The sequence below is a fragment of the Micromonospora sp. DT201 genome (assembly GCF_049841575.1).
Classification (GTDB): domain Bacteria; phylum Actinomycetota; class Actinomycetes; order Mycobacteriales; family Micromonosporaceae; genus Micromonospora.
This window is the reverse complement of sequence record NZ_JBNCKP010000008.1, coordinates 82950-97476: the sequence shown is the minus strand read 5'-3', so window position 1 is coordinate 97476 and position 14527 is coordinate 82950. Positions and strand designations below refer to the sequence as shown.

The window sequence follows — 14527 nt, the reverse complement described above, 5'->3', positions numbered from 1 at the left end:
CCCGGCCCCACCCGACCACGTCAGCCGGCTCAGCGCTGGCAGCTCAGCGCTGCCAGCCTTCGCGGCGCCGGCTCAGCGCTGGCAGCCGGACGGGATGGCGCCGCCGGAAGGCACGCTCGCCACGATCGTGCTGGAAATCGGCGACACCCACTGCAACGGCTGCTCGTACTCGCGCGGGACACGCACCGTGATCAGCGTCTCCCGGTCGACAGTGGTGAGCACGGCCGCCTCGGTCTCCTCGGCCAGGTGCCAGCAGACCCGGTTGACCGTCCAGACCTCATCGGTGCTGGGGAAAGTCGGCTCGGTGCCGCCACAGGCCACGGTGAGCGCGGGGTCGCCGTACGCGGCGTTCTGCTCCGGACCGGCCGTGACCGGCCGCTGGGCCAGGTCGCGGATGCTCGTCGGCAACTGGGAGAGCAGGGCCCGGCAGAGCGTGGCCGGGCGGGCGACCAGAGCCGGGGCGGCCATCTCCACCGGGGCGGTCGACTGCACCCGGGCGGCGGTCGCGGAGGGCGTCGGCGCGGCGGCCGGCGTGTCCGGGGTGAGCTTCGTGAAGGCCAGCACCGCCACCAGCAGCGTGATCGGCAGCGCGATCAACGTGGCCAGCAGGGCGGCGCCGCGAAGGGTCCGGTCCCGGCCGACCGGCGCGGCGGCGGCTGAGTCGGCCGGATCGCCGATACCGTCAGCCGGCTCGCGCGTTCCCTCGTCGTCCAGAGCAGCGGTGGAGGTCGTCATCTCGTCCACTTACAGCCGCACCACCGAACACGTGAGGGTGCGGGTGATGCCGGGCACCATCTGCACCTTGCTGACGATGAGTTTGCCAAGCTCGTCGACGGTGTTCGCCTCGGTGAGGACGACCACGTCGTACGGCCCGGTGACGGCGTCGACGCGTACCACGCCGGCGATGTCCGCGATGAGACCTGCCACGTCGCGTGCGCGGCCGACCTCGGTCTGGATGAGGATGTACGCCTGTACCACGACTCGGCCTCCGTCCGTCGCCGCTCAGGAGCGGCCCGAAGGGTGAAACTACCTTACGGACCAGGTCTGATCCCTATCGGTGGTCAAGGAGCAGCGGTGAGCGAGCACGGCGGAGCCGGGCAGCACGGGCGCAACGCCGGCGGCAGCGCCAGCGTGTCCGGGATCGGGGAGTTCGGGCTGATCGGGAAGATCACCGCCCGGCTGTCGTACGGGCCGACGACCCTGCTCGGCCCAGGCGACGACGCGGCGGTGGTGGCCGCGCCGGACGGCCGGGTTGCGGCGTCCACGGACGTGCTGGTCGATGGGCGGCACTTCCGGCGGGACTGGTCCTCCGCCCGCGACGTCGGGCACCGGGCGGCGGCGGCCAACCTGGCCGACATCGCGGCGATGGGTGCCACGCCGACCGCCCTGCTGGTCGCTCTCTGCATGCCGGCGGATCTGGACACCAGCTGGGCGGAGGAGCTGGCCGACGGGCTTGCCGCTGAGGCGGCGACGGTCGGCGCGAGCGTCGTCGGCGGGGACATGTCGGCAAGCCCCACCCTGACCGTCGCGGTCACCGCGCTGGGCGACCTGGCGGGCCTCCCGCCCGTGCTGCGCTCCGGTGCCCGTCAGGGGGACGTGCTCGCCCTGGCCGGGCGCACCGGGTACGCGGCAGCCGGGCTAACCGTGCTCACCAGGGGCTTCCGCACTCCCCGGTTGCTGGTGGAGGCGTACCGGCGCCCGCAGGTGCCGTACCAGGCCGGCCCGCAGGCTGCCCGGCTGGGCGCCACCTCGATGATCGACGTGTCGGACGGGCTGCTCGCCGACCTCGGGCACGTGTCGGCGGCCAGCGGCGTCGCGATCGATGTGCGCCGGAACGCGTTCGAGGTGCCCCGGCAGATGGCCGACGCGGCGCAGGCACTCGGCGTCGACCCGTACACCTGGATCCTCGCCGGTGGCGACGACCATGCGTTGGCCGCGACCTTCCCCCCGACGGTGGTGTTGCCGCCGGGCTGGCGGCCGATCGGCGTGGTCACGGACGGTGCCGGGGTGACGGTCGACGGCGCACCCTACGAGGGCCCGACCGGCTGGGACCACTTCCGGTGAAGCCTGCGGGCCGCCGTACCCTGGATACCGTGAGTGAGATCGAGATTCGGTTGGTGCGGTTCGACGCACCGGTGGCGCAGCAGTTGATCAGTGCCGCACTGGCCGACCTGGGTGCCCGCTACGGTGGCTCCGGCGACGACACCCCGGTGGACGCGACCGAGTTCGAGCCGCCCGACGGCGCGTTCCTCGTCGCCTACCTGGCTGGCGAGCCGGTCGGCTGCGGTGGCTGGCGCAGCCACGGCGCGGACACCGCGGAGCTGAAGCGGATGTACACGGTCCCGGCGGCGCGTGGGCGAGGCGTGGCCCGCACCGTGCTGGCGGCCGTCGAGCGCTCGGCTCGTGAGCAGGGCCGCAAGCGGGTGGTCCTGGAGTGCGGCGACAAGCAGCCCGAGGCGATCGCCATGTACGGCTCCGCCGGTTACGAGCGGATCCCGAACTTCGGCTTCTACAAGGACGCGGAGGGCTGCGTCTCCTTCGGCCGCACCCTCTGACCTACGGTCGCCGACGGCTCCGGGCGCGGCAGGCGGTGTTCGGGCGCTGCTCGCGGCTCCGGGCACGGCTTGCGGCTCGGACACGACAGAGCCGGCGGACCTTGAGGTCCGCCGGCTGAGCCGAACGAGAAGTGTGGTGTTGCCGCGTCAGGCGCGGGTGACCTTGCCGGCCTTGATGCACGAGGTGCAGACCTGCAGCTTCTTGGTGTTGCCGCCACCGGCCGGGGTGCGCACCGACTGGATGTTCGGGTTCCAGCGGCGGTTGGTCTTCTTCTTGGACCAGGGCACGTTGTGGCCGAAGCCCGGCCCCTTGCCACAGACGTCGCACACGCTAGCCACGGGATACTCCTGGGATTGAAACGTTCATGAGGTCGCCGGCAGAGGTGCTGCACGGGCAACCGGGTCAGCCTACCCGATGCCCTGCCGACGGGACCAACCGCCCTGACCCGTTGACCAGCGGCGTCCCCGCCAGCGGGTGGTGGGTCGGCCCGCCTGGTGCATGGCGGTGGTTCCGGCGGCAACTCTACCTGCAGGGCCCGTCCCGGCTACCCGGCCCGGGAGCGACGGCCGACCGGTCCAGGGCAACCGGACACGCCGGACGAGTCCGACGCGTGTCGGTGCGCGCCAGTAGGCTTCTGGCCGTGCTGGACACCCTCGACGCCGCCGCGGTCCGCCGTTGGTGCGCGGGTGGGCTGGCCGCGTTGAAGCGTCACCAGGGCGAGATCGACCAGCTCAATGTCTATCCAGTGCCCGACGGCGACACCGGCACCAACCTGGTGCTCACCCTCACATCGGCGCAGCAGGCTCTCGCGATGGATCTGGACACTCTCCCCGACAGCGGGCCGACCGCGCACGGGCACGCGTTGCGGCTGATGGCCCAGGGCGCCCTGCTCGGCGCGCGGGGCAACTCCGGGGTCATCCTCTCGCAGATCCTGCGTGGTTTCGCCGACGAGGCCGCCGTGGTCCCGGCCGTGCACGGTCGCGAGTTGGCCGCCGCGCTGCGGTCCGGCACCGCCGCCGCGTACACCGCGGTTGCCCGGCCGGTCGAAGGCACCCTGCTCACCGTGGTCGCGGCGGCCGCCACCGCAGCCGAACAGGCGGACAGCGACGACCTGCCGGCGGTCGCCCGCGTCGCGGCCCGGGCCGCGATCGAGGCGCTCGCCCGGACCCCGGAGCAACTACCGGCGTTGGCCCGCGCGGGCGTGGTCGACGCGGGCGGCCGGGGGCTCTGCGTGCTGCTCGACGCCCTGGTCGAGGTCCTCACCGGGGAGAGCGCCGCCCGGCCCGCGCCGACACCGCGCTCCGCCCGGCCGGCGGCCACCGTCGCCCGGGAGGCCGGTTCCGACGAGTACGCGTACGAGGTGCAGTTCCTGCTCGACGCCCGGGCCGAGGCGGTGGCCGGGATGCGGCGGACGCTGGACGCACTGGGGGATTCGCTGGTGGTCGTCGGCGACGGGCGTGAGCCGGAGAGCACCTGGAATGTGCACGTGCACGTCAACGACGTGGGCGCTGCGGTCGAGGCGGGCGTCGCCGCTGGCCGCCCGTACCGGATCTCGGTGACCCGCTTCGCCGACCAACCGGAGCCGCCCCGCAGCCCGGTGGCGGACGGCCGGGCGGCAGTGGTGGTGGCCACCGGCGGCGGCATCGCCGAGCTGTTCGCCGCGGAGGGGGCCACCGTGGTGCCGGGCAACCCGTCCACGGGTGAGCTGTTGGACGCGGTCCGCAGCACGGGTGCGGCCCGGGTGGTGGTGCTTCCCAACGACCCCAACACGGAGGCGGTGGCGAGCGCGGCGGCCCGCGAGGCCCATCGTTACGGCATCAAGGTGAGCGTGGTGCCGACCCGCTCGCCCGTGCAGGCCCTCGCAGCCCTCGCGGTTCGCGACGGCGACCGCCGCTTCGAGGACGACGTGATCGCGATGGCCGAGGCCGCCGGGGCCTGCCGTTACGCCGAGGTCTGCCATGCCAGCCGGGAGGCGCTGACCGTTGCCGGCCCGTGCCGTCCGGGCGACGTGCTGGCGCTGGTCGAGGGCGAGGTGCACCTGATCGGCACCGACCTCACCGACACCTGCGCGGCAGTGGTCGACCGGATGCTCGGCGGCGGTGGCGAGATGGTCACTCTGCTGGCCGGGGTGGACGCCCCGGCCGGTCTCACCGATGCCGTCCGCGCGCACGTCGCGAGGCGCTGGCCGTTCGTCGAGGTGCACACGTACCCGGGTGGCCAGCCATTTTATCCGCTCCTGGTAGGGATCGAATGAGCGAACCAGCCACCGTGGACACTCCGCTGAAAAAGCTGGTCGGGGACAAGACAGCCAAGGCTTTGGCCGCGCACCTCGACCTGCACACCGCGGGTGACCTGGTCTACCACTTCCCGCGTCGCTACGACGAGCGCGGCGAGCACACCGACATCCGCTCGCTGGACGTCGGCGAGCAGGTCACCGTGCTGGCCCAGGTGCAGCGCACGGCCGTGCGCCCGATGCGCCAGCGGCGCGGCAACCTGCTGGAGGTGACCGTCGGCGACGGCTCCGGCGGGCTGCTGACGCTGACCTTCTTCGGCAATCAGGCGTGGCGCGAGCGGGAGCTGCGCCCCGGCCGGTGGGGGCTGTTCGCCGGCAAGGTCACCGAGTTCCGGGGCAAACGACAGCTCAACGGCCCGGAGTACGTCCTGCTCGGCGAGGGTGGTGACGGCGAGGCGGCGGTCAACGACGAGATCGAGGAGTTCGCCGGCGCGCTGATCCCTGTCTACCCGGCCGCCGCGGCCGTGCCGACCTGGGTGATCGCCCGCTGCGTGCGAGTCGTGCTGGACACGTTCACCCCGCCGGACGATCCGCTGCCGGGCAGCGTGCGGGCCAGTCGCAAGCTTGTCGGGCTCGGCACCGCGTTGCAGGAGATCCACCGGCCCACCAGCAAGGAGGAGCTGTACCGGGCGCGGCGGCGGCTCAAGTGGGACGAAGCGTTCGCCGTCCAGTTGACCCTTGTGCAGCGCAAGCACCGGGCTGCGGACTGGCCGGCCCGGCCCCGCCCTGCGCGCCCCAGCGGGCTGCTGGACGCGTTCGATGCCCGCCTTCCGTACGAGCTGACGGCCGGTCAGCGCGACGTCGGCGTGGAGATCGCCGCGGATCTGGCCGCCCCGCACCCGATGCACCGGTTGTTGCAGGGCGAGGTCGGCTCGGGCAAGACGGTTGTGGCGTTGCGGGCGATGCTCCAGGTGGTCGACGCGGGTGGGCAGGCCGCGCTGCTGGCGCCCACCGAGGTGCTGGCGGCCCAGCATCACCGCGGCATGCTCGACCTGCTCGGGCCGCTCGGGCAGGCCGGCGAGCTGGGCTCCGCCGAGCACGCCACCCGGGTCGAGTTGGTCACCGGTTCGTTGGGTGCGGCGGCTCGTCGTCGGGCGCTCGGCGAGGTGGCCAGCGGCGCAGCCGGCATCGTGCTCGGCACCCACGCCCTGCTCTACGAGGGCGTCGACTTCGCCGATCTCGGCCTGGTGGTCGTCGACGAGCAGCACCGCTTCGGCGTGGAGCAGCGCGACGCTCTGCGTGCCAAGGCCGATCAGCCGCCGCACGTGCTGGTGATGACGGCCACCCCGATCCCGCGCACGGTGGCGATGACCGTCTACGGCGACCTGGAAGTCTCCACCCTCTCCCAGTTGCCCCGGGGCCGATCGCCGATCGCCTCGCACGTGGTGCCGGCCGCCGAGAAGCCGGCGTACCTGGACCGGGCCTGGCGTCGGGTGCGCGAGGAGGTGGCCGCCGGCCATCAGGCGTACGTGGTGTGCCCGCGCATCGGTGACGGTCCGGCTTCCGAGGAGGAACCGCCGCCCGAGGACGACAACGGCCGACGGCCGCCGCTGGCGGTGACCGAGGTGGCCCCACTGCTGGCCGAGGGGCCGCTGCACGGCCTGCGGATCGGGGTGCTGCACGGTCGCCTGCCGGCCGACGAGAAGGACGCGGTGATGCGGTCCTTCGCCGCCGGTGAGCTGGACGTGCTGGTGGCGACCACCGTGATCGAGGTCGGCGTGGACGTGCCGAACGCGACCGTCATGATCGTGCTGGACGCCGACCGGTTCGGCGTCTCCCAACTGCACCAGCTCCGTGGCCGGGTCGGCCGGGGCGCCGCGGCCGGGCTCTGCCTGCTGGTCAGTGAGGCCGCCGAGGGTTCGTCGGCGCGGGAACGGCTGGACGCGGTGGCGTCCACAAGCGACGGATTCAAGCTCGCCGAGCTGGATCTGGAGCAGCGCCGCGAGGGTGACGTGCTGGGTGCCACCCAGTCCGGGCATCGTTCGCACCTGCGGCTGCTGTCGCTTCGACGCGACGCCGACCTGATCCGCGACGCCCGTGCCGAGGCGATCACCCTCGTCGAGGAGGACCCGGAGCTGACCCGCAATCCGGCGCTGGCCGCTTCGGTCGCCGCGCTTGTCGACGAGGACCGGGCGGAGTACCTGGAGAAGGGCTGACGGTCCCCGCCTGGCCTACTCCTCATCAACTGATCACCTGAATACACCGAGGGCGCGCCGACCGGATGGTCGACGCGCCCTCAGTTTCTGTCAGAGCGGGTTGTCTCAGGCGGTGAAGCGCACCCGACGACGACGCGCCATCACGAACAGGCCAGCACCGGCGGCCAGCAGCACCACGGCACCAGCGATGATTCCGCCGGTCGCGGCACCGGTCAGCGGCAGCGCGGGCTCGTCCTTGTCGCCGCCACCCTGACCCGGGTTGCAGTCGGCCGGCTTCTCCCAGGCGACCGGGCTGGTGTCGTCGAGGCCCTCGGCGGCCGGCGTCACGGTCAGACCCTCGGACGCGGCGAACTCGACGATCACGGTCTTGCCGGGCTCGACGGTCCGCTTCTGCACCTCGCCCTTGTTCGGGGTCAGGGTCACCTCGAAGGCCTTGCCGTCCTCCGGGTTGGCGAAGCCGAAGACGAGCTTGTCGCAGGTGGACTCGAAGCCCGCCTGGGGCTCACCGGGCTTGACGCAGTCCTCGGGCGTCGCCCAGGTGTAGGGCTCGCCGACCAGCTTGTCGCCCTCGCTGACGGTGATCGCGCCGGCCTTGGCCGGAACGACGATGTCACTCTTGCTGTCACCCGGCTTGACGGTGTAGGTCTCCGAGAAGCCCGTCGCCTTGACGGTGAGCTTGGCGTCGGTCGTGGCGTCGGCACCGTTGGCCAGCGTCACCGTGACGGCGCCCTCGCAGTCGGAGGCGAAGCTCGCGGTGGGGACGGTGACCGCCGCCGGCGGGGTGGTCGGCGTGGGGGTCGGGCTGGCCGTCGGCGTCGGCGTCGGGCTGGCCGGCGGCGTGGTCGGCGGGGTGTCCTTGGCGCAGGTGCCGCCGAACGTCACCTTGCCCTTGGTGGGCTGGTCCTCGGAGTAGCGGTCGTCCCACTTGGCCTTCACCGCGAGGGTGGCCTGGGTCGCCGAGCCGGGGACCCGCTGCTCGCCGGTGATCGGGGTGTTGACGTCGTAGGACTCGTCGCGTCCCGACACCTTGATGTTGGTCACCGTGGTGTCGGCGGGGGTGAGCTCGACAGTACGCAGCTTGAAGGTCTTGGAGGATCCGTGCTTTTCGCTCTTCACGGTCCAGGTCACCACCCACTCGCCGGTGGTGGTGTCGCAGACCGCTTTGCCGCTGACCGTGGAGTAGTGGGCGCTGGCGGGGGACGCCACGACGCCAACACCGGTGAGGCCGATCAGCGCGCCCGCGGCGATGGCCGCAAAGCGTCGCAGCGGAGACTTGGGGAGGTTCAACGCCTGCTCCTGGTGAGGGGTATGGATCGCGTGCGGGAGACCGGGAGGCCGGGCGACCGGACGGGTCGTCTGCTCACCGGGACGTCGCGCAACGCGGGGGTGTTCCCGCGCGAAGCGGGGACAGGGGGTGACTGTACTGGCGGCTCATGAATGAGGGGAGTTCATATCATTGCCATCAGGCAATGTAATCGATTTGTGATCTTTGATGAACCGGTGGTGCTCGTCCGCTCACTGAGGATCGGCGGCGACGGTCGGGCGGGGCTCCGCAGTGGATCGTCCTCAAGCGTCGGACGTCTGTCGTCGAGCCCGAGGGGCGGGCATCCCGACAAGCGTTATGACTCAGAGGCATATTTATACCTGTGAGTCATGACGCTCACCAGTGCACCCGCCGCCCGTTGATACGCGAATAGTGATCATCTGTCCGGCCCGGCGATAGGGACGGTGTCGGTCGTGGTCTGCGTCGGTTCGCGTAGCGTCGCGGGCATGAGCAGGAGGAAACCGTGACCCGGATCGTGGCCGGGACGCTCGGCGGGCGGCGAATCGCCGCGCCTCCCGGCGCCGGCACCCGACCCACGTCCGACCGGGTGCGGGAGGCGCTGTTCAGTGCCGTCCAGGCCGAGGTCGACCTCGACGGTGCCCGCTTCGCCGACCTGTACGCCGGTTCCGGGGCAGTGGGGCTGGAGGCGCTCTCCCGGGGGGCCCGGCACGTGCTGCTGGTCGAGTCCGACCCACGGGCGGCCCGGGTGATCCGGGAGAACGTGGCGGCCCTGCGCGCCGGACCGGCAGCCCGCCTGGTCACCGGCAAGGTGGCGACGGTGCTGGCCGCCGGTCCGGGCGGTGAGACCTACGACGTGGTCTTCGCCGATCCGCCGTACGCGGTGCCGCCCGAGGAGATTACTGCCGTGCTGACCGCGCTGGTGGACGGCGGCTGGTTGGCGCCCGACGCGCTTGTGGTGGTGGAGCGGTCCAGTCGTACCAGGCAGTTCGACTGGGTGGACGGGATCACCGCCGAGCGCAGTCGCCGGTACGGCGAGACCACCCTTTGGTACGGTCGCCGATCATGAGACGTGCGGTGTGCCCCGGTTCGTTCGATCCGGTCACCAACGGACACCTCGACATCATCGGGCGGGCCAGTCGGCTCTTCGATGAGGTGATCGTCGGTGTGCTGATCAACCAGTCGAAGAGTGGCCTGTTCACCGTCGAGGAGCGGATCGACATGCTCCGCGAGGTGACCTCCTCGTACGGGAATGTGCGGGTCGAGTCGTTCCGAGGGCTGCTGGTCGACTTCTGCCGGGCCCAGCAGGCGAGCGTGCTGATCAAGGGCCTGCGGGCGGTCAGCGACTTCGACTACGAGTTGCAGATGGCCCAGATGAACATCGGGCTGGCTGGCGTCGAGACGCTGTTCATGCCGACCAACCCGCTCTACTCGTTCCTCTCCTCAAGCCTGGTCAAGGATGTGGCCAAGTGGGGCGGCGACATCTCCGCCCACGTGCCCGACCCGGTCCGCGAAGCCCTCCAGTCCCGCCTAGGCCCCCGCCCCTAACCCGACTAACCCCACCCCACCCCACCCCACCCCACGCTCCACCCCCACCCCCACCCCCACCCCACCCCACGCTCCACCCCCACCCCCACCCCCACCCCCACCCCCACCCCCGCGCCCCACCCGCTCCCCGCGATCTTGCACTTACGGTCCCCGAATCGCCCCTTTTGGGGTGGTTTGGCGCAACAGAAAGCGCAAGATCGGCGCGGGAGGCGGGGCGCGGGGAGCGCGGGGTGACGATGTCGCGACGCGCCGGAATGGGGCGGATGGGGGCGGTGTGGGGCCGGCACGACATGATTGGTGGCGCGGGGAACGGCCGTAGCCCGCATCATGGAGGTCGGCCGAGGAACGACAGGAGTGAGGTACCGGTGGACCCGCTCGATCGAATCGACGAACTGATCGCCATGGTGGAGCAGGCCCGCTCCGTCCCGATGTCGCGCAACAACTGCATGGTCGACCGGGGTGAGATGATCGCCGCCCTCGACGAGATGCGCGCTGACCTCCCCGCCGACCTGCGTCGCGCCGCCGCGCTCCTGGAGGAGCGCGACAAGATCATGGAAGCCGGTAAGCGCGAGGCGGACCGGATCATCAGCGAGGGTGAGGCAGAACACGCCCGCCTGGTCTCGGTGAACGAGATCACCGTGTCGGCCGAGCACGAGGGTGCCCGGATCGTCGCCGAGGCCCGGGCCGAGGCGCAGCGCCTGCGTGAGGAGGTCGACGACTACGTCGACACCGCGCTGGCCAACTTCGAGCAGTTCCTCACCCGGGCACTGGCTTCGATAGAGCGTGGCCGAGACAAGATGCACGCACTGCGAGAGATCGGCACCTTCGGTGGGGATGAGGCGGAACGCCCGCTACCCTTCTGAGCGGCACCTCACCAGCCGACATTCTCAGGCAGGCGTCGCCCCCGGTTCGACGGTCGGGCGGTCGTCCAGGTAACCTTTTTTGTCGGCCTCTCACCGGCCGGAGTCTAACTATGCCCAAGCACTCGCCATCGACACTCAACCCCAGGTCGCCGCTGGTCCTCGACACGAGGGACCTGCCGCGTCGACCTGGCGCGTTGCGTGAGGTCCAGCGGGTTGTGCCGGCACCGGCGGACCTCGGTGTGGAGTTGATCAGCGTGCCGGAGGGCGCGGACCTCGACCTCGATCTGAGGTTGCAGTCGGTGTCCGAGGGCGTGCTCGTCTCCGGGACCATCACCGGTCCCGTCCGGGGCGAGTGCGGCCGTTGCCTGCGCGAGATCAACGACTCGATGGGCGTGACGATCCAGGAGCTGTACGCGTATGAGGACAGCACCACGGACGCCACGACCGACGAGGACGAGGTGGGCCGGATGCAGGGCGATCTGATCGACCTGGAGCCGGCGCTGCGGGACGCGTTGGTGCTCACGCTGCCGACCAACCCGCTCTGCCGGGAGGACTGCCCAGGGTTGTGTCCCGAATGCGGGGCGCACTGGGATGATCTGCCGGCCGACCACAGTCACCAGCAGATCGACCCGCGTTGGGCGGGCCTGTCGCAACTGACCGTTACAGAGGAGTAAGAACCGTGGCCGTCCCGAAGCGCAAGATGTCGCGCAGCAACACCCGGTCCCGCCGGGCGAACTGGAAGGCGACCGTGGTCGCGACCGTCGCGTGCCCGCAGTGCAAGTCCCCGAAGCTGCCGCACGCTGCCTGCTCCGTCTGCGGCACCTACAACGGCCGCCAGGTTCTCGAGGTCTGACCTGGACGCCGAGTGACGCCCCCGACCTCAGGTCGGGCGGCGCGCGCATCCTGGCATTCGCCCGGTGCCCCGGCTTCCTCCGCCGCCGGCCGGCCCAATTCGGTCGGCGTTCCGGTGGAGCCGGGCACCGCGCGGATCGCCGTTGACCTCCTCGGCGGGGACGACGCTCCCGCCGTCGTGGTTGACGGCGCTCTGCGGGCCATGCGCGCCGATCCTGACCTGCACCTGCTCCTCGTCGGTCCGACCGAGGTCGCCGACGGGTTGATTGCTGCCCTCGATCCGCCGCAACGCGCCCGGATCACGGTTCGGCCCGTTCGCGATGTCGTCGGCATGGCCGACCATCCCATTGCCGCCCGTGCGCAGAGCACGGTCCGGGCCGCGGTCACCGCCGTCCGGGACGGGACCGCCGATGCCCTGGTCTCCGCCGGTGCGACCGGTGCCACTGTCACCGCCGCCGTGCTCGGCCTCGGCCGTTGGCCGGAGATCCGTCAACCTGCGCTGGTCGCCACCCTGCCCGCCGTAGCCGGGCCGGTCGTGCTCCTCGACGTCGGCGGCTCCCTGGAACCCCGCCCGGCCACCCTTGCCCGCCACGCCGTACTCGGGGCCGCCTACGCCGCAGTGGCGCACTCGATCGCCGCGCCGCGGGTCGGGCTGCTCTCGGTCGGTACCGAGGCCGGCAAGGGCGACCGGGTCCGCCGCGCCACCGACCCGTTGCTCGCCGTCGAGCCGCTGCCCGGTAGGGCGCGCTACGTCGGCCTGGTCGAGGGGTACGACGTGACCCTCGGCGCGCGCGTCGATGTGGTCGTCACCGACGGCTTCACCGGTAACGTGCTGCTCAAGGCCATCGAGGGCGCGTACGCGATGGCCGGCGGCCCACCTGCCGAGGGCGGTGCGCCCCGCGCGGCCGCCCTGCTTGGCGTCGCCGGGACGGTGGTCGTCTGCCATGGTTCCGCTCGCGCCGACGACGTCGCCTCCGGCATAGCCCTCGCCGCCCACCTGTGGCGGCGGCGTGCCACCGATCTGGTCTCGGCGTTGCTCGACGACGACGCCGAGAAGAACCGCACCGACCGCTCCACCGACACCGAGGTACGCACATCATGAGCAACGACAAGCGGCGGCGGGCGTCCGTCGGTCACCTGGAAGCCGCGTTCGGCGTGAGCCTGGAGCCCGAGCTGCTGCAGCGTGCGCTGACCCACCGCTCGTACGCCTACGAGAACGGCGGGCTGCCGACCAACGAGCGGCTGGAGTTCCTCGGCGACTCGGTGCTCGGCGTGGTGATCACCACCGCGCTCTTCCACAACCACCCGGATCTGCCCGAGGGGCAGTTGGCCAAGTTGCGTGCCAGCGTGGTCAACATGCGAGCGCTCGCCGACGTGGCCCGTGGCCTGGGCCCGGACGGCCTCGGCGCGTACCTGCTGCTCGGCAAGGGCGAGGAGACCACCGGCGGCCGGGACAAGGCGAGCATTCTCGCCGACACCCTCGAAGCGTTGCTCGGCGCGATCTACCTGCAGTACGGATTGGACACCACGGGGATCGTCATCCACCGGCTCTTCGACTCGCTGATGGCTGAATCGGCTGGTCGGGGCGCCGCACTGGACTGGAAGACCAGTCTTCAGGAGCTGACGGCGGCGCTCGGGCTCGGTGTCCCGGAATACCGGATCGAGGGCACCGGTCCGGACCATCTCAAGACGTTCACCGCTTGGGTGGTGGTGGCCGGCAACCGGTACGGCGGTGCCGAGGGGCGCAGCAAGAAGGAGGCCGAGCAGCGGGCCGCCGAGGCCGCCTGGCGAACGCTCGCCGAGCAGAACGGCCAAGCCGGCGACGACGGCCAGAACGGCCAAGCCGGCGACGACGGCCAGAACGGCCAAGCCGGTGACGGCGGCCAGGGCGGGCCGGCCGGCGACGACCGCCAGGACCAGCCGATCGACCCGGACGACTCGGCCGACCGGGGTGAGTCGTCCGGGCCGCTGGAGCGCGCCGAGCGGGCAGCCCAGGCCGAGCAGGCCGACCACCTGGCGCAGGCCCTGCCGGCTGGGGGTGCCGACGGCCACGAGACGGGGTTGCGGCGTGCCTGAGCTGCCCGAGGTGGAGACGGTCCGGCAGGGGCTGGCCCAGTGGGTCATCGGCCGCCGGATCGCCTCGGTGGAGGTCCGTCACCCGCGCGCGGTGCGCCGGCACGTCCCGGGCGGCGTGCACTTCGCCGACGTACTCGCTGGCCGGACGGTGCTGGACGCCCGCCGCCGCGGCAAGTACCTGTGGCTTCCTCTGGATAGCGGCGACGCGATCATCGGGCACCTCGGTATGTCCGGTCAGCTCCTGATCCAGCCATCGGGCACCGCGGACGAGACCCATCTGCGGGTCCGGTTCCGGTTCGCCGACGAGGGGCCGGAGCTGCGCTTCGTCGACCAGCGCACGTTCGGCGGGCTCTCGGTCAGCGAGGGCGGCGCCGAGCTGCCCGACGAGATCGCCCACATCGCCCGTGACCCGATGGACCCGGAGTTCTCCGACGCGGCTTTCGTCGCCGCGTTGCGCCGCCGGCACACCGAGGTGAAGCGGGCCCTGCTCGACCAGACGCTGATCTCCGGGGTGGGCAACATCTACGCCGACGAGGCGCTCTGGCGCGCCGGGCTGCACGGCTGCCGACCCACCGACGCGCTGACCGGCCCGGCCGCACAGCGCCTGCTCGGCCATGTCCGCGACGTGCTCGCCGAGGCGATCAAGGCGGGCGGGACGAGCTTCGACGCCCTCTACGTCAACGTCAACGGGGAGAGCGGCTACTTCGACCGGACGCTGAACGCCTACGGCCGCGAGGGCGAGCCGTGCCGTCGTTGTGGGGCGCCGATCCGCCGCGAGGCGTTCATGAACCGGTCCTCGTACAGTTGCCCGCACTGCCAGCCACGGCCCCGGGGTTCCCTTCGGGGATGACCCGGAGCCGGCTCCGGGTCGGCACCGGCGGGTCGTGGCCGGACGCGCCGG

15 protein-coding genes and 1 pseudogene are annotated in these 14527 nt (G+C 71.9%); 12 read left to right on the top strand and 4 right to left on the bottom strand.

The window, feature by feature from the left end:
* Positions 1-72: 72 nt before the first annotated feature.
* Both ACLQ28_RS16030 and ACLQ28_RS16025 read right to left on the bottom strand, forming a co-directional pair.
* On the bottom strand, positions 73-735 hold the full coding sequence (locus ACLQ28_RS16030; RefSeq protein ID WP_425687059.1) for a DUF3515 family protein: 663 nt from the start codon (positions 733-735) through the stop codon (positions 73-75).
* Between the two features lie 9 nt (positions 736-744).
* Entirely contained in the window at positions 745-978 is a 234-nt protein-coding gene (locus ACLQ28_RS16025) for an Lrp/AsnC ligand binding domain-containing protein (protein WP_007456453.1), read from the bottom strand.
* 96 nt (positions 979-1074) lie between these two features.
* On the opposite strand from ACLQ28_RS16025, the gene ACLQ28_RS16020 reads away from it, so the two are divergent.
* Complete coding sequence (locus ACLQ28_RS16020) at positions 1075-2064, top strand: thiamine-phosphate kinase (RefSeq protein WP_425687058.1); 990 nt, start codon at positions 1075-1077, stop codon at positions 2062-2064.
* Positions 2065-2093: 29 nt separating this feature from the next.
* Complete coding sequence (locus ACLQ28_RS16015) at positions 2094-2555, top strand: GNAT family N-acetyltransferase (protein ID WP_425687057.1); 462 nt, start codon at positions 2094-2096, stop codon at positions 2553-2555.
* Between the two features lie 147 nt (positions 2556-2702).
* Here ACLQ28_RS16015 and rpmB read toward each other — a convergent pair whose 3' ends face one another.
* The gene (gene rpmB / locus ACLQ28_RS16010; RefSeq protein WP_091671657.1) at positions 2703-2894 is read right to left on the bottom strand and encodes a 50S ribosomal protein L28; all 192 of its coding nucleotides are present in this window, start codon (positions 2892-2894) and stop codon (positions 2703-2705) included.
* A gap of 302 nt (positions 2895-3196) precedes the next feature.
* Between rpmB and ACLQ28_RS16005 the strand changes: the two genes are divergently transcribed.
* Together ACLQ28_RS16005 and recG are read left to right on the top strand one after the other, a co-directional pair.
* Positions 3197-4810 (top strand): DAK2 domain-containing protein, encoded by a 1614-nt coding sequence (locus ACLQ28_RS16005; protein WP_425687056.1) that lies wholly within the window; start codon positions 3197-3199, stop codon positions 4808-4810.
* Positions 4807-7005 carry an ATP-dependent DNA helicase RecG gene (recG, locus tag ACLQ28_RS16000; RefSeq protein ID WP_425687055.1) on the top strand — a complete coding sequence of 733 codons (2199 nt, stop codon included), beginning with the start codon at positions 4807-4809 and terminating at the stop codon, positions 7003-7005. The genes ACLQ28_RS16005 and recG overlap by 4 nt, the downstream gene beginning before the upstream one ends.
* Positions 7006-7110: 105 nt before the next feature.
* On the opposite strand, the gene ACLQ28_RS15995 is transcribed toward recG, so the two are convergent.
* Entirely contained in the window at positions 7111-8292 is a 1182-nt protein-coding gene (locus ACLQ28_RS15995) for a cell wall anchor protein (protein WP_425687054.1), read from the bottom strand.
* A 500-nt stretch (positions 8293-8792) separates the two neighbouring features.
* Between ACLQ28_RS15995 and rsmD the strand changes: the two genes are divergently transcribed.
* The 8 genes and pseudogenes from rsmD (at position 8793) to mutM (ending at position 14476) form a co-directional block, all read left to right on the top strand.
* Positions 8793-9356 (top strand): 16S rRNA (guanine(966)-N(2))-methyltransferase RsmD, encoded by a 564-nt coding sequence (gene rsmD, locus ACLQ28_RS15990; RefSeq protein WP_425687053.1) that lies wholly within the window; start codon positions 8793-8795, stop codon positions 9354-9356.
* Positions 9353-9835 (top strand): pantetheine-phosphate adenylyltransferase, encoded by a 483-nt coding sequence (coaD, locus tag ACLQ28_RS15985; protein WP_425687052.1) that lies wholly within the window; start codon positions 9353-9355, stop codon positions 9833-9835. Before rsmD ends, coaD begins: the two co-directional genes overlap by 4 nt.
* Positions 9836-10200: 365 nt before the next feature.
* Positions 10201-10698: a hypothetical protein gene (locus ACLQ28_RS15980; protein WP_425687051.1), complete on the top strand. Its 498-nt coding sequence runs from the start codon at positions 10201-10203 to the stop codon at positions 10696-10698.
* A 110-nt stretch (positions 10699-10808) separates the two neighbouring features.
* Positions 10809-11372 carry a YceD family protein gene (locus ACLQ28_RS15975; protein WP_425687050.1) on the top strand — a complete coding sequence of 188 codons (564 nt, stop codon included), beginning with the start codon at positions 10809-10811 and terminating at the stop codon, positions 11370-11372.
* A 5-nt stretch (positions 11373-11377) separates the two neighbouring features.
* Positions 11378-11551, top strand: coding sequence for a 50S ribosomal protein L32 (gene rpmF, locus ACLQ28_RS15970; RefSeq protein WP_030335284.1), 174 nt, complete (start codon positions 11378-11380; stop codon positions 11549-11551).
* A gap of 114 nt (positions 11552-11665) precedes the next feature.
* Positions 11666-12652 (top strand): phosphate acyltransferase, encoded by a 987-nt coding sequence (locus ACLQ28_RS15965; protein WP_425687049.1) that lies wholly within the window; start codon positions 11666-11668, stop codon positions 12650-12652.
* Positions 12649-13398 (top strand): annotated as a pseudogene (gene rnc / locus ACLQ28_RS15960) (ribonuclease III); the annotation flags it as partial. The gene ACLQ28_RS15965 and the pseudogene rnc, both read left to right, overlap by 4 nt.
* A 220-nt stretch (positions 13399-13618) precedes the next feature.
* Positions 13619-14476: a bifunctional DNA-formamidopyrimidine glycosylase/DNA-(apurinic or apyrimidinic site) lyase gene (gene mutM, locus ACLQ28_RS15955; protein WP_425687048.1), complete on the top strand. Its 858-nt coding sequence runs from the start codon at positions 13619-13621 to the stop codon at positions 14474-14476.
* Positions 14477-14527: the final 51 nt, after the last annotated feature.

What these genes read in the sequence shown, in the direction of transcription:
- ACLQ28_RS16030 (WP_425687059.1), bottom strand. Translation starts at nt 735, where the DNA reads ATGACGACCTCCACCGCTGCTCTGGACGACGAGGGAACGCGCGAGCCG.
- recG (WP_425687055.1), top strand. Translation starts at nt 4,807, where the DNA reads ATGAGCGAACCAGCCACCGTGGACACTCCGCTGAAAAAGCTGGTCGGG.
- coaD (WP_425687052.1), top strand. Translation starts at nt 9,353, where the DNA reads ATGAGACGTGCGGTGTGCCCCGGTTCGTTCGATCCGGTCACCAACGGA.
- ACLQ28_RS15975 (WP_425687050.1), top strand. Translation starts at nt 10,809, where the DNA reads ATGCCCAAGCACTCGCCATCGACACTCAACCCCAGGTCGCCGCTGGTC.